The following is a 25302-nucleotide window of genomic DNA, read 5'->3' as shown; positions in this document are numbered from 1 at the left end:
TGGAAGCGGCCGGAGCAGACCGCGGAAACGCTGGAAAGCGGCTGGCTGCACACCGGCGACATCGCCCGCAAGGACGAGCGCGGCTACATGTTCATCCTCGACCGCAAGAAGGACATGATCGTCTCCGGCGGCTTCAACATCTTCCCGCGCGAGGTCGAGGATGTGCTGTCCTCGCATCCCGATGTCGCCATGGCCGCGGTGATCGGCGTGCCGCACGAGAAGTGGGGCGAGACGATCAAGGCGCTGGTGGTCGTGGCGGACGGCGCGTCGGTCACCGAGGCGGAGATCATCGCCCACTGCAAGGCCAGGCTCGCCGGGTACAAGGCGCCGACGTCGGTCGAGTTCCGCGACGCCATCCCGCGCACGGCCACCGGCAAGATCCAGAAGTTCCGGCTGCGCGAGCCCTACTGGGAGGGGCTGACCCGGAAGGTGAACTGACCCACCCCCGGTGTGCCCGTGACACGTGTGGTTGATGGTGCACGTGTGCCCGGTGGCGACAACGGGGTGGGGGTGGCACGCTGCCAGGAAGCACCGGTACTAGGCCGTTCGGCCCAGTACCGGCGGGCTGAACGGTGGGAGGTGACGTCGTGTCCACACGACGGGCGGTCGCTCGGATGGCGGTCTCCGCGCTGGTGGCGGTGGCCGTGGCGCTCGCGCAGGCGGGTCCGGGGTCCGCGGCCCCACCCCCACCGTCCAACCCCAGCGACTCGGACATCAGCGCCGGGCGCGCGGACGCCGACGCGAAGGCCGCCAGGGTCGGCGAGCTGACCGGTGAGCTGACCCAGGCCGAGGCGCGCCTGCAAGAGCTGACCGACGAGGTCTCGCGCAAGATGGAGCTGGTCAACAAGGCCAGGGTCGACCTGGAGGCGGCGCAGGCCGAGGCCGCGAAGGCCCTCGCCGACGCCGAGTCGGCCCGCGTCGAGGCCGACGCGGCGGGCAAGGCCGTCGAGGACGGCAGGCGCGACCTGGACGAGTTCGCCGCCGCCAGCTACCAGCAGGGCAGCACCATCGGCTCGATCAGCGCGTACCTGGGCGCGACCAGCCCCGAGGACCTCCTAGCCCGCGCCCAGCTGCTCGAAGCGGTGTCCGGGTCGAGCCTGAACGCCATGGAGCAGATCGAGCTGAGCCGCACGGAGAAGGCGAACAAGGACTCCGCCGCCCGCGCCGCGCTCGACGAGGCGAACCGGAAGCAGGCCGCCGCCGACGAGGCCAAGAAGGCCGCCGACGAGGCTCAGGCCGTCGCCGTCCAGGCCCAGCAGGACCAGGCGGGCCAGGCCGCCCTGATCAGGGACAGCAAGGCGGGCGTCGAGGCGCAGCTCGCCGAGGCGCTCGGCGCGGTCGACGGCCTCACCGCCCAGCGCGCCCAGTACGACGAGTGGGCCGCGAACAAGCAGCGCGAGGACGACGAGAACGCCCGCCGCGCCGCCGAGTCCGCCGCCGCGCAGCAGGAGGAGGACGACGCCCCCGCCCAGGCCCAGCCCGCCCAGCGGCCGCGCCCCGTCCAGTCCGCCCCGAGCGGCGACGGCGTCGAGATCGCCATCTCCCGCGCCATGGCGTACATCGGCACGCGCTACTCGTGGGGCGGCGGCAACTACAACGGGCCCACCGTGGGCATCCGCGACGGCGGCGTCGGCGACTCCTACGGCGACTACTACAGCGTGGGCTTCGACTGCTCCGGCCTGATGATGTACGCCTTCGCGGGCGCGGGCGTGTACATCCCGCACTACAGCGGCTACCAGTACAACTCCGGCCGCAAGGTCCCGCTCAACCAGGCGCAGCGCGGCGACATGCTGTTCTGGGGTCCCGGAGGCGGCACCCACGTCGCCCTGTACCTCGGCGGCGGCATGATGATCGAGGCCCCGTACTCCGGCTCCAGCGTCCGCGTGTCCCCGGTCCGGTACGGCGGCATCATGCCGTACGCGACCCGGCTGCTCTGATCGGTCACCCGTTCCGGATATTCCCGTTCAGGGCGAAGAACTCCGCAAAGATGCGGATTCCGAATGCTCCATTCGGATGTCTTCCACTATCCCGCGGTCGCGGCGACGTGCTGTTCCGGTCACCTCCCGAATAGCCCGAAGGGCTGAACCGTTGCCAGTGCCGCTCGATTGTCGAACAATCGAGCGGCACTTCGTCCTAGGCTGCCCCGAACACGGCTAAGGTGGTCCGGTGCACCCGCCTGGGGTGAATTCGTGGGGGTGGTGCTTCGTGGCGTTACACCGGGCGATCGTCCTGGTCGACATCGCGGGCTTCACCGATCCCCTGCGCACCGCCGAGGACCAGAAAACCGTGCACCACGCCCTTTACGAGATGCTCGACGGCACCTTCGCCGAATCCGGGCTCGACCTGGAGCGGTGCTCGGTGGAGGACCGGGGCGACGGCGCGATGGTCCTCGTCCCGCCCGAGTTCCCGAAGATCCTCCTCGCCGACCAGTGGCCGACCAGGCTCGCGGCGGCCCTGCGCAGGCACAACGCGGTGCACTCCGAGTCCTCCACGATGCGGCTGCGGGTCGTCCTGCACGCCGGTGAGATCCACCTGAGCAGCAACGGCGTGGTCAGCCAGGCGGTCAACCTCGCCTTCCGCCTGCTGGACGCCCAGGCCGCCCGCGAGGCGCTGGCCGAGTCCGGCGGCGTGCTCGCGCTGATCGCCTCCGAGCGGTTCTACGAGGAGGTGGTCCTGGCCGACCCGGCCGCCGACCCCACCTCCTACCGCCGGATCCCGGTCTCGGTGAAGGGGACGGAGACCTCCGCCTGGCTGCGGCTGCCCGACCGCAACGGGGCGGCACCGCGCCGGGAAACGAATCGCGCGGCGCGGCCGGGAAACATTTTCGAACTGGTCGACGCGGTGCTCGACATCGCGGTGGTGAACGACGTGGCGGGCAGGCAGTCCGTGCTCGACCTGTTGAGGCCGGAAATCAGCGCCTCGGTCCCCCACGATTCCCGCACGCGGGTGCACGTCGTGTCATTGCTGCGCACCTGTCTGCGGTACGACGGAGGTCTGGCGGAACTCGTCGAGGTGTTGAGCGCCTTCGACGGGAATACGCCCGCTGTGCGCCGTCTGGTCGAGGTGTCCCGGAATTGGCCGTCGGATCCGCCGCGCTGAATCCGGCGACCGGTCATCCGGGTCACGACCAGCCGACGAGGGAGGGGTGTGGGGTGCGATCACCGACCGGTCCGGACGCGTCGCTGTGGGTGCTCGTCGACGCGCTGGAGCAGGTGCACGTCCTGCGCGACCCCAACGGCCGGATGCTGTGCCTCGACCTGCTCGCCGACGAGCTCGGGTTCACCCCGCAGGTGCAGGCCTTCCCCTCCCTGCGCATGCACCTGTTCAGCATCGTGCTGGCGTGCAGGCAGCACCGGGACGGGCTGGTGACGCTGCTCAAGGTGCTGGACCAGATGGATCCGCGGTCCACGACGGTGCGGCGGGCCTGCCAGGTGTTCGAGAACATGCGCGCCGCCGACCTGCTGTCGCACCGCGAACGGGAACGGCTGCTGGACCTGTTCTCCCACACCACGTGCACGACCGTGGCCGAGCTGTGCCGGACCGCCGCCGGTCCCGCCGCCGCCGAGCCCGCCGTGGAACCCGAGGAGCTGGCCGACGCGCTCGCCCACCTGGAGCAGCTCAACGCCCGGTCCGACGGCCTTCCCCCGCTCGTGGTGTTCGTCGAGCACCTGGCGAGGCGCCTGGACGGACCGCACGCGGACCAGCTCAGGGACTGGAACGACCAGCTGGCGCGCAAGCTGGACGTGGTGGACCAGCTCAGGTCCCTGCGCGGCCGCGACGCCGAGGTCGACCCGCCAGAGGTGGACGTCGAGGCCTGCCTGGTGCTGCGGATCGAGCGGCACGGCTTCGACCGGGACACCTTCGTGCTCACCGACTGGCGGCAGAGCCACCCGACCGGCTGGTACCCCCAGCGCGGCGACGACTTCAAGGGCTCCCTCGCGGAGATCGAGGCGCGGGTGGCGGACCTGGTGGAGGAGGCCGAGGCGCACTGGGCCCGGAACGCGGACTCCATCCGGGTGGAGTTCCTGCTGCCCCACGACCTGCTGAACCTGCCCGTCGACCAGTGGAAGCTGGAGGCGAGCACCGACCTGCCGCAACCGCTCGGACTGCGCTACCAGGTCGTGCTGCGCAGCCTGGAGCGCGCCCGCACCCACCACTGGCACCGGAGGTGGCGGCAGCGGTGGGCGAGGCTGCGGTCGAGCCGGGACCACTCGGTCAACGGCGTGCCGATGACGCACTGGTGCTCGGGGAAGGCCCGCGACCTCGGCGCGCTGGAGCGGGTGCTGGTGCTGCGGGAGGAACTGGTGTCGCTCGTGCTGAGCGCCCCGCCGCCGCCCGCGCCCGCCACGACCGTCGACGAGGTCGTCATCGGCCTGCGCAGCGGCCTGCCGGTGATGATCTGGCACCGCGACGACGGGTCCCGCCGCCCGTTCGACGCCGCGATCCGCCCGCTGCTCAAGGGGCTGGGCGAACTGCCGGAGGGCGTGAGGCTGCTGCGCGGGCGGGCGCCGGGCACGGTCCGGTCCACCGGGCGCATCGGCGGCCACGTGTCGCTGCTGTGGGACGACCCCGATCGACCAGTCGAGCCGGTGGAGCTGCCCACCGCGCCGTGCAAGGAGGTACCCGCCCCATGAACCAGACGGACCCGGTCGGCGACGGCGACCCGCGCTGGTGGATCTACCGCGGCACCGGCCGGCCCCGCGCGGAAGCCGATCCGACCTCCGTCCTGCCGCCACCGCCCTCGTGGCGGACGTTCGACGGCGGCCCGGTCACACCGGTGGACCTCACCGGGGGGCGGACGGAGTACGAGCGCAGGCTCGGCGTCACGTCGGTGGTGCGGATGCAGGACATGCCCACCGACGAGATCACCATGGTCAACGCGGCCCTGTACCTGCGTCGGCCGCTCCTCGTCACGGGTCGGCCCGGCACCGGGAAGTCCAGCCTCGCCTACAAGATCGCCAGGGAGCTGAAGCTCGGTCCGGTGCTGCGGTGGCCCATCAGCAGCCGCAGCACGCTCCAGGACGGGCTCTGGGAGTACGACGCCATCGGCCGCGTGCAGGCCGCCGCGGTGCAGCGCGACCAGGAGCCGGACATCGGGGAGTTCGTCCACCTCGGACCGCTGGGCACGGCGCTGCTGCCGTACTCCTCGCCGAGGGTGCTGCTGATCGACGAGCTCGACAAGTCCGACATCGACCTGCCGAACGACCTGCTGAGCGTGTTCGAGGACGGCGAGTTCCGGATCCGGCCCCTGCTGCGGATCGCGGGCCGCCAGCCCGACGTCCGGGTGTTCACCGCCGACCAGGACAGCTCCGCCGTGGTGCACCGCGGACTGGTGCGCTGCAACGCCTTCCCCGTCGTGGTGGTCACCAGCAACGGCGAGCGGGAGTTCCCTCCCGCGTTCCTGCGCCGGTGCCTGCGCCTGGAGATGCCGGAGCCGACGGTCGAGCAGCTGGCCAACATCGTCGCGGCGCACTTCCACGGCGTGGAGCTGACGCACGCGACCGAGCTGATCCGCTCCTTCGTCGACCGCAGCGCCCGCGACGGGGGACTGGCCGCCGACCAGCTGCTGAACTCCATCTACATGGCGACCTCGGGCGCCTACGCCGTCGACGACAGCTGGCAGCGGCTGTGCGACTCCCTGTGGCGCGAACTGGGCGTGGCGGGCGTGGAATGACCGGGGGGCGACGCGACCACCTGGGCACCGGCCAACTCAGACCGGACGAGTTGGCCGACGCGCTGTGGCTCGCCGCCCAGATCCGCAACGCCAGGGACGCGCCGCCCACACCCCCGCCGGGGGCGCGGCCACCCGCGCCCCCGGCCGAGCCGCCGGAACCGCCGGGGTTCGACCCGGTGGACCCGGCCCTCCCGGAGACCACCGGCGGACCCGTCGACCGGGTGCCCGGCCGGGGTGAGCTGACGGTCGACGTCGTCGAGCCCGCGCACTTCCGGTCGGCGAGCCGCCGGGTGGCCGCCCGGTGGCGGGGGCCGTCGCAGCTGCCCGACGCCCGCGGTGTGGTCCGCGCGCTCCGGCCGCTGACGCGCACCGTCCCCTCGCGGGTGGACCTGGTCCTCGACGAGGAGGCGACCGCCGTCCGCGCCGCCGAGGAGGGCCTGTGGCTGCCCGCCCGGCGGCCCGCGCAGGTGCACCCCTTCGACGTCGTCCTGGTCGTGGACGACAGCGCGTCGATGCGGATCTGGCGCAGCGGGGTGGTCGAGTTCCGCGACCTGCTGCGGCGGCAGGGCGCGTTCCGGGACGTGCGGGTGGTGCACCTCGACACCGACCGCGAGCACGACGCCCTCGTCCTGCGCGGGCAGTCGCCCGGTGCGGTGCCGCAGGCGCCCGCCAGGGTGGCCGACCCGACCGGCCGCCGGATCATCCTCGTGCTCACCGACGGCGTCGGCGCGGGCTGGCGCACCGGGGGGATGCACGACCTGCTCGCGGGCTGGGGCCGCAGCGGACCGGTGGCCGTGGTGCAGGTGCTCCCGTCGGGCATGTGGCCGTCCTGGTCCGTCATCCGCACCGCCATGGCCAGGTGGAGCAGCCCGGCGCCGCTGCTGCCGTCCGCGCGCTGGGTCGCCGTGCCGACCGACGCCTCCGTGCTCCACGACCACGAGGGCGTGATCCCGGTGCCCGTGCTCGAACTCGACGGCCGGTGGTTCGGCCGCTGGGTGGACCTGGTGACCGCGAGCGGGACGGGAGAGGTGGAGCTGCCCGCCCTCCGACCCGCGGGTCTCGCCCCCGCGGACCCAGGGCCCGCGGTGCCGTCCGACCCGGTCGAGCGGATCCTCCGCTTCCGGCGGATCGCCACCCCGACCGCGTTCCGCCTGGCCGTGCTGCTCGCGGCGGCGCCCCTGTCCGTCCCGATGATGCGGGTCGTCCAGGAGGCGCTGCTGCCGTCGTCGACGGCGGCGCACCTCGCGGAGGTCTTCCTCGGCGGCCTGCTCCGCCCGTACGCGCATTCGGCCAACGGAATCAGTACGGGCGTACTCGAATACGATTTCCACCCCGGTGTGCGGTCGGAGCTATTGGCGGGCGGAGCGCGGTCGGACACGTCGGCGGTATTCCGGCTGGTAGCGGATTTCCTCGGCCCCCGCGTCGAGGCCGTGGGCAATCTGCGCGAAGTGCTGCGGGCACCGGACACCGCCGCGATACCGGTCCTTTCCGGTGCCGCTCTCCCGTTTCTGAGACTCCAGCACACGGTGCTCCGCGCGCTCTCCGGTCCGTATGCGCGCCGGGCGACCGCGCTCGAAGCCATAATATCGCCCAATAGGGGGGCATCGGGGAATTGGGGGGCGCCGGAGCTTGAGTCAGATGGACGAAAGCCGATAGGTTCAGCGCCGGCCGGACGGCCGGCGGTCACGCATGCGTGGCCGCCTGAGGCGATGAGAAAAACTGATGGGGTGGCTCGAATTCATGCGCACCGCGAAGACGACGTGACCGCGCTCAGCCCGAACAGGGAAGCAGCGGTGCTGCCGCACGCACGTCCCGCGCAGCAGCCCGCCGTGCTCGGCGGCGTGCCGCTGCGCAACGTCAACTTCACGGGGCGCGCCGCACTCCTCGACGACCTCCACCGGCGGCTCAACCAGGGCGACACCACAGCGGTCCTGCCGGAGGCCCTGCACGGCCTCGGCGGCATCGGCAAGTCCCAGGTGGCGGTCGAGTTCGTGCACCGCCACATGGCCGACTACGACCTGATCTGGTGGATCTCCGCCGAGGACGTCGACCAGATCCAGGCCGCGTACGTGAACCTGTGCGCCAAGCTCAAGCTGCGCGCCGAGCCCGCGGCCGACACGGCGGTGCCCGCGGTGCTGGAGGCCCTGCGCCTCGGCGACCCGTACCGCCGCTGGCTGCTGATCTTCGACAACGCCGACTCGCCGGAGGAGGTCCGCAGGTACTTCCCGCACGGCGCGGGCCACGTCCTGATCACCTCGCGGAACGCGAGCTGGGCGAGCGTGGCGTCCTCGCTGTCGGTGGACGTGTTCACCCGCGAGGAGAGCCGCAAGCTGCTCCAGCGCCGCAACCCCGCCCTCCCGGACGCCGACGCCGAGCGGCTCGCCGAGGTGCTCGGCGACCTGCCGCTCGCGGTCGACCAGGCCGCCGCGTGGAGCGCCGAGACCGGCATGTCCGCGGACGAGTACGTCCAGCTCTTCGAGGACAAGCGGGCCGAGCTGCTGAGCCTCGACCCGCAGCCCTCCGACTACCCGCTGACGGTGGCCGCGGCGTGGGACGTGTCGCTCGACCGCCTGCGCGAGCAGCACCCCGCCGCGTTGCAGCTGCTGCGGGTCTGCTCCTTCTTCGCCCCGGAGCCGATCGCGCGCAAGCTCCTCGCGGGCGTCCGCAACCTGCCGTTCCCGCAGGAGCTGGCCGACGCGCTGCGCGACCCGGTGCTGCTGGGGCGGGCGATCCGGGCGATCAACCGGTACAGCCTCGCCACGATCGACCACCGCAACGACACCCTCCAGCTGCACCGGCTGGTCCAGACCGTGCTGCGCAGCCAGATGAACCCGGAGGAGCTGCGGCAGATGCGCCACGTCGCGCACCTGCTGCTGGCCAACGGCGACCCGAACCAACCGGAGGACGTCAGCCACTGGCCGCGCTACCAGGAGCTGCTGCCGCACGTGCGCGCCACGCGGCTGATCGAGTGCGACGACCCGTGGGGGCGCAAGCTCGCCATCAACATCGCGAACTTCCTGTTCTCCTGGGGCGACCCGGAGCGGGCCCGCGTGCTGGCGTCGGAGATGGTCGAGAAGTGGAAGGTGCAGCTGCCGCCGGACCACCTGGACACGCTGATCGCGAGCCGGTGGCACGGGCGGGCACTGCGGGCGGTCGGCCGCTACGCCGAGTCCGGCCGCATCGCGGAGAACACCCTCGACCGGCTGCGGGCCACGCTCGGCGACGACCACGAGGAAACCCTGCTCACCGCGCACGGCGTCGCGTCCGACCTGCGGGCGCGCGGCGAGTTCCAGACGGCGCGGCTGCTCAACGAGGACACCTACCTGCGGGCGCGCGCCGCGTTCGGCGAGGACGACCCGGAGACGCTGCGGGCGGCGAACAACTACGCGTTGAGCATGCGCCTGACCGGCGACCTCCAGGCGGCGAGGGAACTCGACGACGACACGTGGCGCAAGCGGGCCATCGCGCTCGGGGAGGACCACCGGTTCACCCTGCTGACGCTCGACAACCTGTCCGTCGACCTGCGCGAGTGCGGTGACTACAACGGGGCCTGCCGCTTCCAGGAGAACACCGTCCGCCGGTTCCGGGACATCATCGGCAGCCACAACAGCCTGACGCTGTCCGCCATCAAGAACCTGTCCGTGGCCAGCCGCAAGGCCGGTGACCACGAGGGTGGCCGCGCGCTGTCGGAGGAGTCCTACCGGGGGCTGCTCGACCGGTACGGCGCCCGGCACCCCGACGCGATGTCCGCGGGCATGAACCACTCCGTGTCGCTGCGCCAGACCAAGGACCTGAAGGGCGCCAGGCAGCTCGGCGAGAAGATCTGGGGCCTGTACCGGGACGCGATGGGCGAGGACCACCCGTTCGCCCTGGCGGGCGCGACGAACCTCGCGGTGACCCTGCGCAACCTGGGGGAGCCGGAGAAGGCCAGGGAGCTGAACGAGCGCGCGTTCGCGCGGTTCGAGCACGTGCTGACGCCCAACCACTTCTTCACGCTGGTCTGCGCGACGAACCTCGCGAGCGACCACCACGCCCTGCGCGACTACCGGACCGCGTACGACATGGACGTCGCCGCGCGGGAGCGGTCGGAGCTGGTGCTCGGCCGCGACCACCCGTCGACCCTCGCGCTGGACGCCAACATCGCGCTGGACCTGCGCGGTCTCGGCGACGACGACCGCGCCGACGAGATCCAGGCCGAGACGGTCTCCCGTTTCCAGCGGGTGCTGGGTCCGAACCACCCGGCGACGATGGGTGCGATGCACAACGTGCGGGCCGACTGCGACATCGATCCTATGCAGATCTAACCCGTCGTGTTCCATTCGGTCGCCTTCCGGTCAACCGAATCGGAGCAGCGGCCGAAGTACGAGAATTGCGGAGAACGGACTCGCCCGGTGCCGCCGGGGTGAGTCCGTTCTCGTCATTCGGTGTGCTTTACGTCTAGTGGCGCTGACCCCGGCGCTCGATCTCATGCATGATGAAGTCGTGTCGTCGCCATTGCGAGGAGGATCGACATGATGGGGACCCCTGCGGCTGATCTGGAAACAGACCTGGCAGACCTGTCCGAATTGTCCTTGGCGCAGGTGCGGACGACGAACGGCTCGGTGTTGACCGGTTCCGTCGCCAGGCTGGTCGCCCGTACCGAACGCGCGGTTCACGTCGTTCTGGAGAACAGCGTATGCCGCGACAAGAGGTGAAGCGGATCGGCTGAGGGCACGTGACGCGTCCCCACCAGTTGGCCAGAGCGGACTTCGACTCACTCGCCACCGGTGGCGGAGGTCCGAACGCGATCAGGCACCTCGTCACGACCAACCGCAGCAAGCACCTGGCCCTGCTGCGCGCCGTGCTGGACTCGGCCGAGGCGCGGCCCGACTCGCACGGGCCCCTGGCGCCCCCCGGCGCGGCCTGGGACCTCCTGGCCGCGGCTCAGCGCGACCGGCCCGAGGTCGTCGAACGCCTGCTGCGCCACCCCGTCGTGGCCGTCTGGGCGGTGCACGCGCTGCGCAGGCTGCACCGCGCCACCACCGACCCCGCCCCGCTGTGGGTCGCGCTCGGGTACCTGCACTGCGTCGCCGCCGCCGCGGCGGTCCTCGCGGGCCTGCGGTTCAGCCTGGACGTGCCGGTCGCCGACGGGGCGGTGGTGCTGCCGACCGTCGGGCTCGCGCGCGTCCCGCACGTCCGGGAGCGGTGGGCGGTCGCGACCGCGGGCGGTGGTCCCGGCAGGCTGCGGGTCCGCGGCCCCACGGGCACGGTGCGCGTGGACGGCGACCTCACGGCCGACGCGGACGGCTGGTGGGCCGCGCACCGGCTCCGCGGTCCGGCCGCGGACCTCCTGCTGGACGACCTCGACCCGTTCCGCGGCTTCACCGGCAGGCTGCCGCCCTCCCGGCTGAGCGAGGACGAGCTCGCCCGGTGGCAGACCGGCCTGACCGAGACGTGGACCCTGCTGACCGAGCACCACGCCGAGACCGCCGCCGCGCTTGCCACGGGGCTGACCGTCCTGGTCCCCAGGCCCCCGGCGGGGCCGTTCCAGCCCTACAGCGCGTCGGCCGAGGACGCCTTCGGCTGCGTGGCGCTGTCGCTGCCGCCCACGGCGGTCGACTTCGCGGCGACGTTCGTGCACGAGTTCCAGCACAGCAAGCTCTGCGCCCTGCTGGACCTGGTCGAGCTGCACCGCGACGACGGCTCCGACAGCCGGTTCTACGCCCCGTGGCGCGACGACCCGAGGCCGCTGGGCGGGCTCCTCCAGGGCACCTACTCGTTCGTCGGCGTCGCGGGGTTCTGGCGCGCGCAGCGGCGGGTCGACGACACGCCGCTGGCGCACTTCGAGTTCGCGCACTGGCGGGAGCAGACGCGCCGGGCCGCCCGCACGCTGCGCAACGCCCCCGCCCTCACGAGCCTCGGCCGCCGGTTCGTCGCGGGCATGTCGGAGCAGCTCGCGGCGTGGTGCGCCGAACCCGTGCCCGCCGACGTGCTGTCGACGGCGCGGCTCGCCGCCGCCGACCACCACGCGACCTGGAGGCTGCGGCACCTGCGCCCCGACCGGGAGCACGTGGCGGCGCTCGCGACCGCGTGGCTGGCGGAGCGGGCGCGCCCGCTCCTGCCGGAGCCGCAGCCGACCATGATCCCGGCCACCGAGGCCCCGGACGACCCCACGCCGCGCACGACCCTGGTCCGCGCGAGCCTCGCCGACCCGGACCGGTTCGCGGCGATGACCGCCGACCCCCGGACCGTGCCCGGCACCACCGAGGCCGACCTCGCCCTCGTCACCGGCGACCCGCGCTCCGCCGCCGACGGCTACCTGGACCTGGTGCGCGACCGGCCCGACCACGCGTGCGCGTGGACCGGGCTGGGCCACGCGCTGCACGCCCAGCCCGCGGGGGCGGCGCTGCTGCACCGGCCGGAACTGGTCAGGGCGGTGCACCGCGAGGTCCAGCTCCGGTGCGGCTCCGCGCCCGACCCCGTCCGGCTGGCGGCCTGGATCGGCGTCACCTAGCCACCCCTCGCCGGGTTTCGCGCCGGTCAGGACGAGGGCCCACCTGAGCCGGGCGAAACCCGGTGGGGATCGCGGTCACCGCCGCACTGGGCGAGGCCCAGTTGGCGCCTGCCGGTCTCGGTCAGGTCGGCGGCCGTCGGCCTGCCCGTCCAGTCGACCTCGTAGTCCTCGGCCGCGAAGTCGCCGGGGCTCCTGCCCTCCAGGAACGCCCGGCCGCACCGCTCGGCGTAGGCGGCGTTCTTCTCGCAGTGCGGGCTGGCCGGGATGTACATGACGTTGCCCCAGCCCTTCTGGTCGGTGACCTCGCCGACCGAGTGGATCACGTCACCGTGCCACCAGACCGTGTCGCCGGGTTCGACGGCGGGGATCGGGGTGAGGGCGGGCAGCAGGACCGGGTGCCACCGCTCGTCGACCGGGAGGGCCTGGCCGTTGGCCGCGCCGCACAGGTCGTCGTCGGCCACGTCGTCCCGCAGCGCGCGCAGCAGGAGGTAGGCCATCGCCGACGGGATGGGGACGACGTGCAGGACGCCCTCCGTCGGCTCCATGTCCGACAGCGCCGTCCAGCCCTGGAAGGTGCGGAAGGCCGAGCACATCACGGTGGACTCGAACTCGTGCACCTCGGTGCGGTAGGCGCCGTCCCACGGGTCGTAGGCGTCGACGTCGCCGTCGAAGACGTGCCGGAACACGTCCTGGTAGGCGGGGAGCAGCCAGCGCTCGACCGAGCCGGAGTCGGTGTGCGGGGACAGGCCGCCGGAGGTCGCGCCGGGCGCGCGGCGGCGGACGCGGTCGGGGTAGGCGGTGTCGCGGGTGGGGTCGAACCAGGTGCGGCCCAGCGATTCGTGCTTCCAGAAGCCGTTGAGGAAGCGGCGCACGGCGACCATGCCGTCGTCCTCGCGGGCCTCCATCTGGGGCTTGGACCAGTAGATCGGGAAGATGGACGGCTTGCCCGCGGCCAGTCCGCCGAAGACGCCGTCGTCGACGTACTCGTAGGTCTTCTCGAACTCGTTGCGGTCGAGGTAGTCGACCAGTTCGCGGTCCCACGCCTCGGCCCGTGCGCGCGGGAAGGTGCCCTTCACCACGGCGCACCCGCGCCGCCGGACGGCCTCCACGACGTCGGCGGGCACGGTGCCCGCGGCGACGTCGGCGAAGCGGACCACCGGCCAGACCTGCTCGCCGCGCTCGCGCTGGGCCACGACCTCGGCGACCTCCGCGCGCATCAGCTCCTCGGCGCGGGCGAACGCCTTCTCGACATCGCCGATCCGGGCGCGGAGCTGGGCCTTCACCGCGGCGATGGCGGCTGGCACGTCCGAGGGAACCGTGGTCACGGGGTACCTCCGAGTATTTGGTAAGGTGACCTAACTAGAACATTCGCCTACCGTAGGCCCCCCGACGGAGGGAGCGCAAGGGTGGAACGGGCGTTGCCCCAGTCGGTCCTGCGCGCGGCCACGGACCGCGCGCTGTTCGACGAGGTCGTCGGCCGTGACCGCGTGACGAGGGCCGAACTCGCCGCCGCGACCGGCTTCTCCAAGCCCACCGTCTCCGAGTCCGTGCGTCGGCTGACCGGCGGCGGGCTGCTCGCGGCCACCGGACCGCAGGAGACCGGCAGGCGCGGCCGGGTCGGCACGTTCTACGAACTCGGCGCCGCGGCGGGCTGGGTGCTCGCGGTGGAGGTCGACCAGTCCGGCGTCCAGTCGTGGTCGGCCGACCTCGCGGGCCGCGTGCGGCACCGGCACGAGCGGCCGCCCGGCGGCGCGGGCGACACCGGCGCGCTGGTCGACGCGCTGCGCGCCGTCGTCACCTCGGCGCTCGCCACGGCCCCGGCGGGCCCGCTGCGCGCCGTCGCGGTCTCCCTGGCGAACCCGGTCCACCCGACCACGCACGAGGTCATCGCCCTGCCCGGCACGCCGTTCCCGGAGGGCCTGGTGAGCCCGTCCGCCGTCCTCGCGGACCTGGTGACCGCGCCCGTGCTCGTCGACAACGACGTGAACCTCGCCGCGCTCGCCGAGCAGGGCTCCGTCGGCGCGTCGAGCTTCGCCTACGTCTACGTCGGCGCCGGCCTCGGCCTCGGCCTCTACCTCGGCGACCGGCTGGTGCGCGGCGCGCACGGCCTGGCGGGGGAGATCGGCTACCTGCCCGGCTCCGGCCCCCGCACGCTGGCCGCCGAACTCGCGGCCGACGGGTTCGGCCGCTCCGACGCCCCCTCCAACGACGTCGCGGCGGTGCTGGAGGCCCTGGACGGGCACGACCGCAGGGCGCTGGCCGTGCTGGTCTCCGCCGTCACGCGCGTCGTCGCGTCCGTCACGGCCGTCGTCGACCCCGAGGTGGTCCTCCTCGGCGGCCCGGTCGGCACGCACCCGACCCTGCTCGCCCCGGTCCGCGAGGCCATGGCCGCCCTCTCGCCCAGCCCCACCCTGGTCGACCACGGCACGCTCGGCGTCCTCGCCCCGCTGCACGGCGCCGTCCGCCTGGCGCTCGACCACGCCGTGCGGACGGCCGTCACCGCCCTGCCCTAGCGTGGGGGGCATGACGAACTGGGCCGCGATCGTGCTCGCCGGGGGCTCCGGGCGCAGGCTCGGCGGCGTCGACAAGGCCGGGGTCGTGCTCGGCGGCGCGACGCTGCTCGACCGCGCCCTCGCGGCCGTCGCGGGCGCGGCGCCCGTCGTCGTGGTCGGGCCCGAGCGCGCCGCCGACGGTGTCGTGTGGACACGGGAGGACCCGCCCGGCGGGGGACCGGTGGCGGGACTGGCCGCCGGGTTGGCGGCCGTGACCGATGTGGACCTCGTGGCCGTCCTCGCGGTCGACCAGCCGGGGGTCACGGCCTCCACTGTGGACCGTCTGCGCGCCGCCGTCGGCGACGCGTCCGGCGCGGTCCTGGTCGACGACGGGCACCTCCAGTGGCTCGCCGGGGTGTGGCGGACGTCCGCCCTCCGCGCGGCGCTGCCCGCGGAACCCGGGGGGCTGCCGCTCCGGTCCGTGCTCCGCCCGCTCGCCCCCGTCGAGGTCCCCGCGCTGGCAGGCGAGGCGGACGACGTGGACACGCCGGAGGACCTGTCCACCCTTCACAAGCGCCATACCGGTGACCGGGTTGACTAGGCTCGCGAAACCGCCAGTGCCGTGTGTTTTCTAGGAGGTTGACACGTGACCGAGTCCGGTCCGGGTACCGAGGGTGCGGTGGGCGAGTCGACGCCCAACACCCCCGCGCGTGATGCCCAGTTGCTCGAACGGACCGTGTTCGAGGTCAAGCGTGTGATCGTCGGGCAGGACCGGCTGGTCGAGCGGATGCTCGTCGGCCTGCTCGCGAAGGGCCACCTCCTCCTCGAAGGCGTGCCCGGTGTCGCCAAGACGCTCGCGGTCGAGACCTTCGCGAGGGTCGTCGGCGGCTCGTTCTCGCGCGTCCAGTTCACCCCCGACCTCGTGCCCGCGGACATCCTCGGCACGCGCATCTACCGGCAGAGCAGCGAGACGTTCGACGTCGAGCTCGGCCCGGTCGTCGCGAACTTCGTCCTCGCGGACGAGATCAACCGCGCGCCCGCCAAGGTGCAGTCGGCGATGCTGGAGGTGATGGCGGAGCGGCACGTGTCCATCGGCGGCAGGACGTTCCCCATGCCGAACCCGTTCCTCGTGCTCGCCACCCAGAACCCGATCGAGAACGAGGGCGTCTACCCCCTCCCGGAAGCGCAGCGCGACCGGTTCCTGTTCAAGATCCAGGTCGAGTACCCCACGGCCGAGGAGGAGCGCGAGATCGTCTACCGCATGGGCGTCGAGGCGCCCGTGCCGAGCCAGGTGCTCAGCCCCGAGGAACTGGTGCGCCTCCAGGGCGTCGCGTCCCGCGTGTTCGTGCACCACGCCCTGGTCGACTACGTCGTCCGAGTCGTGATCGCGACCCGCGCGCCCAAGGAGCACCAGCTCGACGACGTCGCGGGCTGGGTCGCCTACGGCGCCTCGCCCCGTGCCAGCCTCGGCATCATCGCCGCCGCCCGCGCGCTCGCGCTGGTCCGCGGTCGCGACTACGTGCTGCCGCAGGACGTCGTCGACGTCGTGCCGGACGTGCTGCGCCACCGCCTCGTGCTGTCCTACGACGCGCTCGCCGACGGCGTGCCGCTCGACCACATCATCACGCGCGTCCTCCAGACCGTGCCGCTGCCGCAGGTGTCCGCCCGGCCGCAGCCGCCCACCGGCCAGCCGGTCGCGCAGGCCGGGATGGCCGGCAGGCCGTGAGCGCCGAGAAGGCCGGCGAGCGCCCGTCCTGGGCGCCGCCGGTGATGCACGGCGGCCGCATGGAGGCCGCCCTGCGCACCCTCGAACTGGAGGTGCGCCGCAGGCTCGACGGGTTGCTCCAGGGCAACCACCTGGGTTTCGTGCCCGGCCCCGGCTCCGAACCGGGTGAGGCGCGCACCTACCAGCCCGGCGACGACGTGCGCCGGATGGACTGGGCCGTCACCGCGCGCACCACCGTCCCGCACATCCGCGAGACGGTCGCCGACCGCGAGCTGGAGACGTGGATGGCGATCGACCTGTCGCCCAGCCTCGACTTCGGCACCGCCGTCTGCGAGAAGCGCGACCTGGCCATCGCCGCCACGGCCGCCGTCGCGCACCTCACCAGGGGCGGCGGCAACCGGATCGGCGCGCTCGTGTCGACCGGCGACACGCTCGTGCGCGTGCCGGCCCGAGGCGGTCTCGCGCACGCCCGCGGCCTGGTCCGCCGCGTCGCGGAGACGCCCCGCGCGCCCGAGGGCACCAGGGGAGACCTGGCCGGGGTTGTCGAGCAGCTTCGCCGCCCGCCGCGCCGCCGCGGTCTCGTCGTGGTGGTCTCGGACTTCCTGGGCGACACCGGCTGGCAGCGCCCGCTGCGCGCCCTGTCCGCCCGGCACGACCTGGTCGCGATCGAGGTCGTCGACCCCCGTGACATCGACCTGCCCGAGGTGGGCACGGTCGTGCTCGCCGACCCGGAGACGGGACGGCAGCGCGAGGTCACCGCGTCGCCGCTGCTGCGCCGCGAGTTCGCCGCCGCCGCCGCGGAGCACCGCGCCGACGTGGCCTCCGGTCTGCGCCAGGCGGGGGCGGGCCACCTCGTGCTGCGCACCGACTCGGACTGGATCGCCGACGTCGTCCGCTTCGTCGTCGCCCGCAAGCGCCGCTGGTCTGGAGGAGTCGCCTGATGTTCGGGCTCAGCTTGGGTGGGTTCGCGACTCCCTGGTGGTTCCTGCTCACGATCGCGGTCGCCGCGCTCGCGGGCGTCTACGTCGTGCTCCAGCGGGTGCGCCGCAGGCGGATGCTGCGCTTCGCCAACCTGGAACTGCTGGAGAGGGTCGCCCCGAAGCGCGAGGGCTGGTACCGCCACGTCCCCGCCGCGTTCCTGCTGGTCGCGTTCCTGCTGCTGACGGTCGCGCTGGCCGGGCCGACCGCCGAGCAGAAGGTGCCGCGCAACCGCGCCACCGTCATGCTGGTGATCGACGTGTCGCTGTCGATGAAGGCCACCGACATCCAGCCGTCCCGCCTGGAGGCCGCCCAGGTGGCCGCGAAGTCGTTCGCCGAGGGCCTCACCCCCGGCATCAACCTGGGCCTGATCTCGTTCGCGGGCTCGGCCACCGTGCTCGTCGCGCCGACCACCGACCGCGACGCCGTCAGCCAGAGCATCGGCGACCTGAAGCTGGCGCAGTCGACCGCGACCGGTGACGCGATCGTCGCCGCCATGGCCGCCATCGACTCGTTCGGCAAGGTCGTCGGCGGCGCGGACGGCCCGCCGCCCGCCCGCATCGTGCTGATGACGGACGGCAAGGAGACGGTCGGCACGCGCAAGGCGTTCGACGCGGCCGAGGACGCCAAGACCGCGGGCATCCCGATCTCCACGATCTCCTTCGGCACCGAGGAGGGCGTGGTCGAGATCGAGGGCCGCCGCCAGGACGTGCCGGTGGACGACGACTCGATGAAGGAGATCGCCAAGCTGTCGGGCGGTGAGTTCTTCAAGGCCGCCAGCGCCGAGGAGCTGCGCCGCGTGTACGACACGCTCGGCGAGCAGATCGGCTTCGAGAAGAAGCAGGCCGACGCCAGCAAGCCGTGGCTCGTGCTGGGCACGATCCTGGCCATGCTGTCGGCGGCGGGAGCCCTCGTGTTCAGCCAGCGCCTGCCGTAGCCCCCGGAAATTGTCGGACCCGTTCGGCAGCATGAGCCGTGTTGCCCGATCCGACGACGAGGAGAAGCACGTGGCACTGGTTCCGGTCGACCTGCCCAGCCCGCGGGACATGCGCGCGAGGTGGGCCGCGCACTCGGCGGTCGTCGCGGCGCTGGGGTACGGCGACAGCTCCCACGCCGACGGCGGCCGGTGGTACTACGACGACGGTGGCGGCAACTGGGTGGAGCTGCACCGGCTCGACGGAGACCGGGCGGTGCTGCTCGGCCACGACCACGAGTACTCCGACACCTACTACGGCCAGGCCGCCGAGTACTTCGGCGAGGACGAGACCGACCTGCTCGACGGCGCGCCCGACTGGTGGGGTGAGCCGGTGCGGGCGACGGAGGAGCCGGGGCGCTGGATCGGGTTCGTCTACGGCTACGAGGACGGCGGGTGGCAGCGGGCCGACTACGACCTGGCCGACGGCTTCACGTCGGTCGCGCCGCCCGCGGTGTCCGACGAGAGGTGCCGCGCCCTGATCGCGGCGTTCACCGGGAGACCCGAGGACGACGCGGCGGTCAGCGGCCTGATCGCCGCGGGCGCCGCTGCCACGGAGGAGCAGGTGGCGGGCGTCGTCGGCCCCTCGAAGGACGCGGCGGCGGGGGTGGTGGCCGCACGGAGGTTCCTCGACTAGGGCCGTCCGGTGCTGCTCGCCCGCGTCGTGCTCGTCGGTGGCGGGCACCGACGAGCCCGTCGCCGTGGATCGCTGTGGTCCTGCGTCGGTGTGGGTGGGCTCGGGTGGTTCGGGAGTCGCGAACCGGGCGTCCCCGCCCGTCTACCCGTGCAGGTCGCGGTAGGCGGCGGCGGCTCCGGGGTGCAGCGGGACGTCCGTGGTGCCGATGAGGCTGCGGGCGTCCAGGAACTGGGTGCCCAGTGCCTGCTCGGGCACCAGTGCGGCGGCGCGCTCGACCAGCACGCGGGTCACGGCTCCCGCGATGTCGTCCGGCAGGTCCGGGCGGCAGACGAGCAGGTTGGCGACGCCCACCGTGGGGACCTCGGCGGGGGCGCGGTAGACGCCCGCGGGAACGGAGACGGGTTCGTAGGCGCGGCCGTAGCGGTCGCGGAGGGAGGGCAGCAGATCGGAGAGCGGGAGCAGGCGGATCGGGATCCGGTCGTCCAATGTGGACACCGTCGGCGTGGGGACGCCGCCGGACCACAGGAACGCGTCGATCCGGCGGTCCGCCAACGCTTGCGCGGCCTCCGCGAGCGGCAGGTGGTCGACGCGCTCGCCCAGCTCCGCCTCCGCGACGAGCCGGTCGCCGAACACGCTGGCGCCCGAGCCGCGAGCGCCGAGCGACAGCGGTCGGCCCGCCAGGTCGCGCGCCGAGCGGGCCGGGTCGTCGGCGCGGACGACGAGCTGGAAGTAGTTCTCGTAGACGCGGCCGAGCGCGCGCAGGTCGGTGCCCGTGGCGGTGTCGGCCAGCGTGAGCCCGAGGTCGGCCCGCCGGTCGCGCAGCAGCGACAGGTTCTCCAGGCTGCCCGCCGTGACGCGGGGTGTGACGCGCACGGTCGGCCCGAGCTGGCGGGCGAGCAGCGTGGCGAAGTCGAGGTAGAGGCCGCCCTGTTCCCCGGCCGCGAGGGTCAGGTCGGCCGTCGGCGCGGTGGTGCCGCAGGCCGTGACGGCCAGCGCGCCCAGCAGGAAGGTCCGGCGCTTCACAGCGGCGGCTCCAGGGGGAGGGTGAGGCGGGCGCGCAGGCCGTGCGGGTCGACCGGCGACAGCACCAGCGCACCGCCCCGCGCGGTGGCCACGCGGTCCGCGATGGCCAGACCGAGGCCGGTGCCGCGGGGCTTCGCGCCGCCGGTGTCGCCGCGCCAGAACCGGGTCGTGGCGAGCGGGAGGTCCTCGGCGGACAGACCGGGGCCGTGGTCGACCACCTCCAGCCAGGCCGTGCCGCCCGCCCGGTCCGCGCCGATCGACACCCGGCCGCCACCGCCGTACTTGGTCGCGTTGTCCAGCAGCACGTCCAGGACCTGCGCGACGTCGGACTCCGGCCAGCGGACCAGGATCGCGAGCCCGGTCGGCACCTCGGCCTCCGCCGACCAGAAGTCCGCGCGGTCCGCCACCACGGCGCCCAGGTCGGCCAGCGCGGGCTCCCGGCCACCGGCCGCCGCCTCGGTCGCGGTGCTCTCGGCGGTGGCCAGCGCCAGCAGGCCGTCCAGCAGGGACTCCAGCCGCTCGACCTCGGCCACGGCCGCGCGGTAGGTGCCGTCCGGGCCGACCTGAGCGGACAGGACGTCCATCCGCAGCCGCAGCGCGGCCAGCGGGTTGCGCAACTGGTGCGAGGTGTCGGCGATCAGCCTGCGCTGCTGGTCGGCGGCCTCGCTCACGGCGTCGGACATGCGGTTGAACGACTCGGACAGCGCCCGCAGCTCCTTCGGGCCGCTGCTCCCCGGCACGTGCGCCCGCTGCTGCCCGGCCGCCACCGCCCGCACACCGCCCTCCAGTTCCGCGAGCGGCCGCAGCAGCCACCGCGACACCACCAGCGCCAGCAGCACGCACCCCAGCGCGGCGGCCAGCGCGCCCGCGAGCACCCACGCCCAGCCGACCGCCACGTCGGCCGCCGCCCGCTCGGTCGACGCGCGCAGCACGACGACACCGGCGACGCTCGTCCCGGTGCCCACCGGCCGGGCGAACACGACCGGCCCTCCCGACCACGGCCGGACGGTCGGGACCGGCGCGGCGGGCTGGTTGCGCAGCGCGGCGTCCACCGCCGCGGCCAGCGCCGGGTCGTCGGGGGAGAGGTCGCCGGAGCGGGCCACGACCCGCCGCTGCACGTCGATGACCAGCACCGGTTCGTCGTACAGCGCGGTGTAGGCGGTGATCTCGGCGGTCAGCGCCTCCCGGTCGCCCGTCGCGAGCGCCGCGAACCGGTCCACGTCGGCCGTGCGGCTGATCGTGAACCGCTGGGTGCGCTCGGCCGCCGTGCTCGACAGCAGCGGCAGCGCGAACGCCGTGACGGCCGTGGCCGAGAACAGCAGCAGAACGACCAGCAGCCGCCTACGCATCCGCGCTCAACCGGTAGCCGAACCCGCGGATCGTGGTCAGCACACCGGGCCGGTCGAGCTTCGCCCGCAGCTGCGTGAGGTGCACGTCCAGCGTCCGCGACACCGCGAGGTACGCGTCACCCCACACCTCGTCCATGAGCTGCTGCCTGCTGACCGCCGTGCCGGGACGGCCCGCCAGCACGGCCAGCACCTCGAACTCCTTCGTCGTCAACGCGACCTCCTCGCCCGCCACGAGCACGCGCCGCGCGTCCAGGTCGATCTCCACGTCGCCGCACCGCACCACCCGGCCGCCGGGCGCGGCCCGAGCGGCCGACCGCCGCGCCACCGCGTCCATCCGCGCCAGCAGCTCCGCCAGCCGGACCGGTTTGACCAGGTAGTCGTCCGCGCCGAGCCGCAACCCGCGCACGATCGTCCGCTCGTCACCCCGCGCCGTGAGCACCACGATCGGGATGTCGGCCACGCGGCGGACCTTCCGCAGCACCTCCAGCCCGTCGGTGTCCGGCAGGCCCAGGTCGAGCAGCAGCAGGTCGAAGTCGCGGTGCGCCGTCAACGCGTCCGCGCCCCGCCCGACCCGCTTCGGCTCGTGGCCGTTCGCCCCGAGCGCCTCCACCAGGGCGTCGGCCACCCCGTCGTCGTCCTCGACGAGCAGTACCCGCACAGTGCTCCTCCCGCGTGTGGTGGTTCAGTATCGCTTCCGGGGTGTGGACAATGCTGGGGTGAGCATCGACGAAGTGGAGTCGGCGGCCCGACTCGACGAGGCCAGCGCGGCCCTGGAAGACCTCCAGGGAGTGCTGGCCGGGGAAGAGCCCATCGAGGAGGCCCTGAAGGGGCTCGCCGAAGCCGCCGTGCGGGTCACCGCCGACGCGGGAGCGGTCAGCATCACCGTCATCGACGGCGACGACGCCAGGACGGTCGCGTCCACCAGCGACGACGTCATCCGCATCGACGCCGAGCAGTACGCCTCGGGCAACGGCCCGTGCCTGGAGGCCGCCCGCACCCTCACCCCGGTGCGCGTGGTGGTCGGCGAGACCCTCGAACGCTGGCCCGCGTTCGCCGACGCGGCCACCGACGCGGGCGTCCGCGCCTACCTCTCCGCGCCCCTCGCGGTCGGCGACGACGTCCTCGGCTCGCTCAACGTCTACGGCTACACCGACGAGGCCTTCGACCCGTACGACGAGGCCCTGCTCCGCCTCTTCACCACCGCGGCCTCCGGCGCCATCACCGCGGCCCGCCGCTCGGCGCGCTCACGCCAGATCATCGCGAACCTGACCAAGGCGCTCGTCTCCCGCGCCGAGATCGACCAGGCCAAGGGCGCGCTGATGGCCGTGCACGGCATCGAGCCCGACGTGGCGTTCCAGCGGCTCGTGGAGGAGTCGCAGGTGACGAACACGAAGCTGGTCGAGGTGGCGCGAAGACTCCTGCTGTCGCTGCGGGAGAAGTCGGGGTAGGTGCTCGACCAGGGCCGCTGAGCTGCGCGAACCCCTGTTTCGGGGTTCGGCGCGGCAGGTCGGGGCGCGGGTGTTCCCCGGTGGTGTCGAGAACTCGTCGTGCCACGCCGTCGATCTCGGGTGCTCCCGTTCGTCGGGTCACCGACACGACGAACACCGGAGGTGCGCCACGCGCCACATGCCGCTGATCTGCGCCAGGGAGGGCGCCGACCTCGACGAGGCGGCGGGGATCGCGGGGGCGGTCCTGGTGCCCGAGGCGACGATGGCGCAGCGGCTGGTGCGCGCCAAGAGGAAGATCCGCCTGTGCGGGAGGCCGGCGCGGCTGGTGCCCTCACCCGTCGTGGAGCTGAACCGGGCCGTGGTGATGGCCGACGGGCCCGCCGCGGGGCTGGTGCTCGTGCGGGCGGTGGAGTCGTCGGGTGGGTTGGAGGGCCACCACCTGCCGGCGGTGACGCGCGCGGACCTGGTGCGGCGCTTGGGGTCGCGGGCCGAGGAGGCGACCGCCCACCGGAGGCGCTGGTGCTGGTGACCGCCGACGCCGAGGCGGCGACCGCCTGCCGGGAGGCGCTGGAGCTGGTGACCGCCGACGCCGAGCGGCGGTTCCTGCCGCGGCGGGGGCGGAGGTGGATCAGTCGGGGTCGCCGACGGACTGGAGCCGCAGCGCCCGCACCTCCTCGCGCAGGGCCCGGATCTCCGCCAGCACCTCGTCCGGGGCCTCGCGCGGCGCGGGCACGGTCGGCTGGGCCCCGATCTCGGACTCCATCGCGCTGCACACCACCGCGATGAACAGGTTGAGCATCGTGAACGTGCCGACCAGCAGGTAGCAGACGAAGAAGACCCAGGCGAGGGGTTGGGCGGGCATGAGGTCCCGCATCATGTCCGACCAGCCGTCGCCCGTGGTGATCTGGAACAGGGTCAGCACGGTCGCGCCCAGGTCGCTGAACCTCGGGTCGCCGGTGGGCTGGAACAGGTTGCTGGCCACCACGCCGCCGACGTAGAGGAGCAGCACCAGCAGGCCGGACAGGGAAACCAGGCCGGGCACGGACTTCACCAGCGCCGAGATGACGCGGCGCATGCTCGGGACCATCGACACCAGGCGCAGCGCGCGGAGGATGCGGAGCGAGCGGATCACCGCCAGCGCCCCCGCGGCGGGCAGCAGGGACACGCCGACGACCAGGAAGTCGAAGCAGTTCCACGGGTCCCTGAAGAACCCCGGCCCGTGGGCGTAGAGGCGGGCCGCCAGCTCGGCCACGAAGACGCCGAGGGCGACGCGGTCCACCGCGGTGAGGAACGCGCCGTGCTCGGCCACCAGCGACGGGGAGGTCTCGCAGCCCAGGGTCACCGCGTTCACGACGATGACCGCGATGATCACCCGCTGGAACCGCGCGCCTTCCACGACGTGGCCTACGCGGTCGCGCACCGACATGGGAGCTCCTGACAGGTTCCGTCCTCGCCTCGGCGCTAACTCCATTGGGTGACAAGGGTTGTGCGCCTCGGGTTTGTCCATTGCGGACGATAACAGGCGAGCACGGCTCGGCTTCGCGGTGTGTCCCGGTGGGAGCGGGCGGACGGCGGGGCGTCGGGCGTCCCTAGGGTGGTGGCATGACTGAGTACACGGAAGAGGAAGGCCGGACGTTCCGCACGGCCGTGTTCGGGGCGATGGTCCTGGTGTCCACGGCCGCTCCCGGTTCGCTCGACCAGGAGAGCCACGCGGGCGCCAGGGCGGTGGCCCACCTGTCGCCCGCGCTCCGCGAGGTGCTGCGGGCCGGGAAGCCCGTCCTGCCCGTGGGGTCGGTGGCCGACGTGGAGGACGGCGTGCTCCTCGCGCTGCGGCGGTCCGTCGAGATCCTCGCGGCCAAGGCGCCCGCCGAGGCCGAGGCGTTCCCCGCCGCCGTCGTGGCCATCTGCCGCGAGGTCGCCGAGGCCGACGGCCAGGTCGCCGCCGAGGAGAGCGCGGTGGTCGCGAAGGTGAGGGCCGCGCTCGCGCGGTGACACCCGGCGCGGAGGTCCGGTCCGAAGGGGACCTCCGCGCCGATCATCACGCGGTCCGAGCGCGGAGGTGCTCGCGCCGCGCCAGTTCCTCGTCGTCGACGAGCGTGAACATGGGCTCGCCGGGAGCGCACAGCATCGTCACGGTGAAGCGCAGCGGCGCGTCGGCGAGGTTGTTGCCGTCCTGGTAGTGGACGACGTCGCCGCCCGGCTCCCAGAACGCGTCCCCGGCGCGCAGCACCCGCGCGGGCTCGCCCTCCAGCTCGAAGAGCATCTCGCCCTCCAGCACGTAGCCGAACGCCGGACCGGAGTGCCGGTGGGGCGGTGAACCGGGGTCGCCCGGCGGGAACTCGACCACCACCGTCATGCCGTGGGCACCGTCCGGGATGAACGGGATCTCCACCTCCTGCAACGAGGTCAGCGCCGTCTGCCAGGCGGTCGATCGCGGTTCGGTGTCGGTCACGGGGTCCTCCAGCGGTGGTGGGTGCTCTCGCGGGGAAGACCGGACAGCGGCCACGGC

The 25302-nt window shown here is 73.5% G+C and carries 23 protein-coding genes; 17 read left to right on the top strand and 6 right to left on the bottom strand.

Features of this window, described 5'->3' with window-relative positions; translation table 11 throughout:
• The 8 genes from VFZ92_RS37775 to VFZ92_RS37740 all read left to right on the top strand — a co-directional run.
• The coding region (locus tag VFZ92_RS37775) for an AMP-binding enzyme (protein WP_414720106.1) at positions 1–438 on the top strand (438 nt) is incomplete at its 5' end.
• Between the two features lie 176 nt (positions 439–614).
• Complete coding sequence (locus tag VFZ92_RS37770; protein WP_414720107.1) at positions 615–1937, top strand: NlpC/P60 family protein; 1323 nt, start codon at positions 615–617, stop codon at positions 1935–1937.
• Between the two features lie 268 nt (positions 1938–2205).
• Complete coding sequence (locus tag VFZ92_RS37765; RefSeq protein ID WP_330882062.1) at positions 2206–3099, top strand: effector-associated domain 2-containing protein; 894 nt, start codon at positions 2206–2208, stop codon at positions 3097–3099.
• Positions 3100–3152: 53 nt separating this feature from the next.
• Complete coding sequence (locus VFZ92_RS37760; protein WP_330882060.1) at positions 3153–4634, top strand: effector-associated domain 2-containing protein; 1482 nt, start codon at positions 3153–3155, stop codon at positions 4632–4634.
• Positions 4631–5674: a MoxR family ATPase gene (locus tag VFZ92_RS37755; protein ID WP_330882059.1), complete on the top strand. Its 1044-nt coding sequence runs from the start codon at positions 4631–4633 to the stop codon at positions 5672–5674. The genes VFZ92_RS37760 and VFZ92_RS37755 overlap by 4 nt, the downstream gene beginning before the upstream one ends.
• The gene (fxsT, locus tag VFZ92_RS37750; protein ID WP_330882058.1) at positions 5671–9978 is read left to right on the top strand and encodes an FxSxx-COOH system tetratricopeptide repeat protein; all 4308 of its coding nucleotides are present in this window, start codon (positions 5671–5673) and stop codon (positions 9976–9978) included. The genes VFZ92_RS37755 and fxsT overlap by 4 nt, the downstream gene beginning before the upstream one ends.
• 207 nt (positions 9979–10185) lie before the next feature.
• Positions 10186–10368, top strand: a complete 183-nt coding sequence (locus tag VFZ92_RS37745; protein WP_330882055.1) for a hypothetical protein — start codon at positions 10186–10188, stop codon at positions 10366–10368.
• A gap of 20 nt (positions 10369–10388) precedes the next feature.
• Positions 10389–12167: an HEXXH motif domain-containing protein gene (locus VFZ92_RS37740; protein ID WP_330882054.1), complete on the top strand. Its 1779-nt coding sequence runs from the start codon at positions 10389–10391 to the stop codon at positions 12165–12167.
• A gap of 26 nt (positions 12168–12193) precedes the next feature.
• Here VFZ92_RS37740 and VFZ92_RS37735 read toward each other — a convergent pair whose 3' ends face one another.
• A complete protein-coding gene (locus VFZ92_RS37735) occupies positions 12194–13492 on the bottom strand; it encodes a DUF1479 domain-containing protein (protein WP_330882052.1) in 1299 nt (432 codons plus the stop codon).
• 81 nt (positions 13493–13573) lie between these two features.
• Here VFZ92_RS37735 and VFZ92_RS37730 point away from each other — a divergent pair, with 81 nt between their 5' ends.
• The 6 genes from VFZ92_RS37730 (at position 13574) to VFZ92_RS37705 (ending at position 18973) form a co-directional block, all read left to right on the top strand.
• Positions 13574–14680 (top strand): ROK family transcriptional regulator, encoded by a 1107-nt coding sequence (locus VFZ92_RS37730; protein WP_330882050.1) that lies wholly within the window; start codon positions 13574–13576, stop codon positions 14678–14680.
• A gap of 10 nt (positions 14681–14690) precedes the next feature.
• Positions 14691–15260 (top strand): molybdenum cofactor guanylyltransferase, encoded by a 570-nt coding sequence (gene mobA, locus VFZ92_RS37725; protein WP_330882048.1) that lies wholly within the window; start codon positions 14691–14693, stop codon positions 15258–15260.
• Between the two features lie 45 nt (positions 15261–15305).
• On the top strand, positions 15306–16385 hold the full coding sequence (locus VFZ92_RS37720; protein WP_330882047.1) for an AAA family ATPase: 1080 nt from the start codon (positions 15306–15308) through the stop codon (positions 16383–16385).
• A gap of 44 nt (positions 16386–16429) precedes the next feature.
• Entirely contained in the window at positions 16430–17326 is an 897-nt protein-coding gene (locus VFZ92_RS37715; protein ID WP_330882065.1) for a DUF58 domain-containing protein, read from the top strand.
• Complete coding sequence (locus VFZ92_RS37710; protein WP_330882045.1) at positions 17326–18300, top strand: VWA domain-containing protein; 975 nt, start codon at positions 17326–17328, stop codon at positions 18298–18300. Before VFZ92_RS37715 ends, VFZ92_RS37710 begins: the two co-directional genes overlap by 1 nt.
• A gap of 70 nt (positions 18301–18370) precedes the next feature.
• The gene (locus VFZ92_RS37705) at positions 18371–18973 is read left to right on the top strand and encodes a proteophosphoglycan 5 (protein WP_330882043.1); all 603 of its coding nucleotides are present in this window, start codon (positions 18371–18373) and stop codon (positions 18971–18973) included.
• A gap of 141 nt (positions 18974–19114) precedes the next feature.
• On the opposite strand, the gene VFZ92_RS37700 is transcribed toward VFZ92_RS37705, so the two are convergent.
• From VFZ92_RS37700 to VFZ92_RS37690, 3 genes are read right to left on the bottom strand one after another with little or no spacing between them, the layout of a single operon-like run.
• Positions 19115–19996 carry a TAXI family TRAP transporter solute-binding subunit gene (locus VFZ92_RS37700; protein ID WP_330882041.1) on the bottom strand — a complete coding sequence of 294 codons (882 nt, stop codon included), beginning with the start codon at positions 19994–19996 and terminating at the stop codon, positions 19115–19117.
• Positions 19993–21345 carry a HAMP domain-containing sensor histidine kinase gene (locus VFZ92_RS37695; RefSeq protein WP_330882039.1) on the bottom strand — a complete coding sequence of 451 codons (1353 nt, stop codon included), beginning with the start codon at positions 21343–21345 and terminating at the stop codon, positions 19993–19995. Before VFZ92_RS37695 ends, VFZ92_RS37700 begins: the two co-directional genes overlap by 4 nt.
• Positions 21338–22003: a response regulator transcription factor gene (locus VFZ92_RS37690; RefSeq protein ID WP_330882037.1), complete on the bottom strand. Its 666-nt coding sequence runs from the start codon at positions 22001–22003 to the stop codon at positions 21338–21340. The genes VFZ92_RS37695 and VFZ92_RS37690 overlap by 8 nt, the downstream gene beginning before the upstream one ends.
• A gap of 58 nt (positions 22004–22061) precedes the next feature.
• Between VFZ92_RS37690 and VFZ92_RS37685 the strand changes: the two genes are divergently transcribed.
• Entirely contained in the window at positions 22062–22793 is a 732-nt protein-coding gene (locus VFZ92_RS37685; protein WP_330882035.1) for a GAF and ANTAR domain-containing protein, read from the top strand.
• A gap of 178 nt (positions 22794–22971) precedes the next feature.
• Positions 22972–23322 carry a hypothetical protein gene (locus VFZ92_RS37680; RefSeq protein WP_330882033.1) on the top strand — a complete coding sequence of 117 codons (351 nt, stop codon included), beginning with the start codon at positions 22972–22974 and terminating at the stop codon, positions 23320–23322.
• 99 nt (positions 23323–23421) lie between these two features.
• On the opposite strand, the gene VFZ92_RS37675 is transcribed toward VFZ92_RS37680, so the two are convergent.
• Positions 23422–24219 (bottom strand): ion transporter, encoded by a 798-nt coding sequence (locus tag VFZ92_RS37675; protein ID WP_330882031.1) that lies wholly within the window; start codon positions 24217–24219, stop codon positions 23422–23424.
• A 176-nt stretch (positions 24220–24395) separates the two neighbouring features.
• Between VFZ92_RS37675 and VFZ92_RS37670 the strand changes: the two genes are divergently transcribed.
• The gene (locus VFZ92_RS37670) at positions 24396–24785 is read left to right on the top strand and encodes a hypothetical protein (RefSeq protein ID WP_330882029.1); all 390 of its coding nucleotides are present in this window, start codon (positions 24396–24398) and stop codon (positions 24783–24785) included.
• 46 nt (positions 24786–24831) lie between these two features.
• Here the strand turns inward: VFZ92_RS37670 and VFZ92_RS37665 are convergent, their stop codons facing one another.
• Complete coding sequence (locus tag VFZ92_RS37665; RefSeq protein ID WP_330882027.1) at positions 24832–25245, bottom strand: cupin domain-containing protein; 414 nt, start codon at positions 25243–25245, stop codon at positions 24832–24834.
• Between the last annotated feature and the right edge of the window lie 57 nt (positions 25246–25302).

The organism is Umezawaea sp., from assembly GCF_036375055.1.
Lineage (GTDB): Bacteria > Actinomycetota > Actinomycetes > Mycobacteriales > Pseudonocardiaceae > Umezawaea.
The sequence above is the reverse complement of the archived record's forward strand: the minus strand, read 5'-3'. Positions and strand labels throughout refer to the sequence as shown.

Coding starts and splice junctions, on each gene's coding strand:
- VFZ92_RS37770 (WP_414720107.1), top strand. CDS start 615: ATGGCGGTCTCCGCGCTGGTGGCGGTGGCCGTGGCGCTCGCGCAGGCG.
- VFZ92_RS37755 (WP_330882059.1), top strand. CDS start 4,631: ATGAACCAGACGGACCCGGTCGGCGACGGCGACCCGCGCTGGTGGATC.
- fxsT (WP_330882058.1), top strand. CDS start 5,671: ATGACCGGGGGGCGACGCGACCACCTGGGCACCGGCCAACTCAGACCG.
- VFZ92_RS37745 (WP_330882055.1), top strand. CDS start 10,186: ATGATGGGGACCCCTGCGGCTGATCTGGAAACAGACCTGGCAGACCTG.
- mobA (WP_330882048.1), top strand. CDS start 14,691: ATGACGAACTGGGCCGCGATCGTGCTCGCCGGGGGCTCCGGGCGCAGG.
- VFZ92_RS37715 (WP_330882065.1), top strand. CDS start 16,430: ATGCACGGCGGCCGCATGGAGGCCGCCCTGCGCACCCTCGAACTGGAG.
- VFZ92_RS37710 (WP_330882045.1), top strand. CDS start 17,326: ATGTTCGGGCTCAGCTTGGGTGGGTTCGCGACTCCCTGGTGGTTCCTG.
- VFZ92_RS37695 (WP_330882039.1), bottom strand. CDS start 21,345: ATGCGTAGGCGGCTGCTGGTCGTTCTGCTGCTGTTCTCGGCCACGGCC.
- VFZ92_RS37680 (WP_330882033.1), top strand. CDS start 22,972: ATGCCGCTGATCTGCGCCAGGGAGGGCGCCGACCTCGACGAGGCGGCG.
- VFZ92_RS37675 (WP_330882031.1), bottom strand. CDS start 24,219: ATGTCGGTGCGCGACCGCGTAGGCCACGTCGTGGAAGGCGCGCGGTTC.
- VFZ92_RS37670 (WP_330882029.1), top strand. CDS start 24,396: ATGACTGAGTACACGGAAGAGGAAGGCCGGACGTTCCGCACGGCCGTG.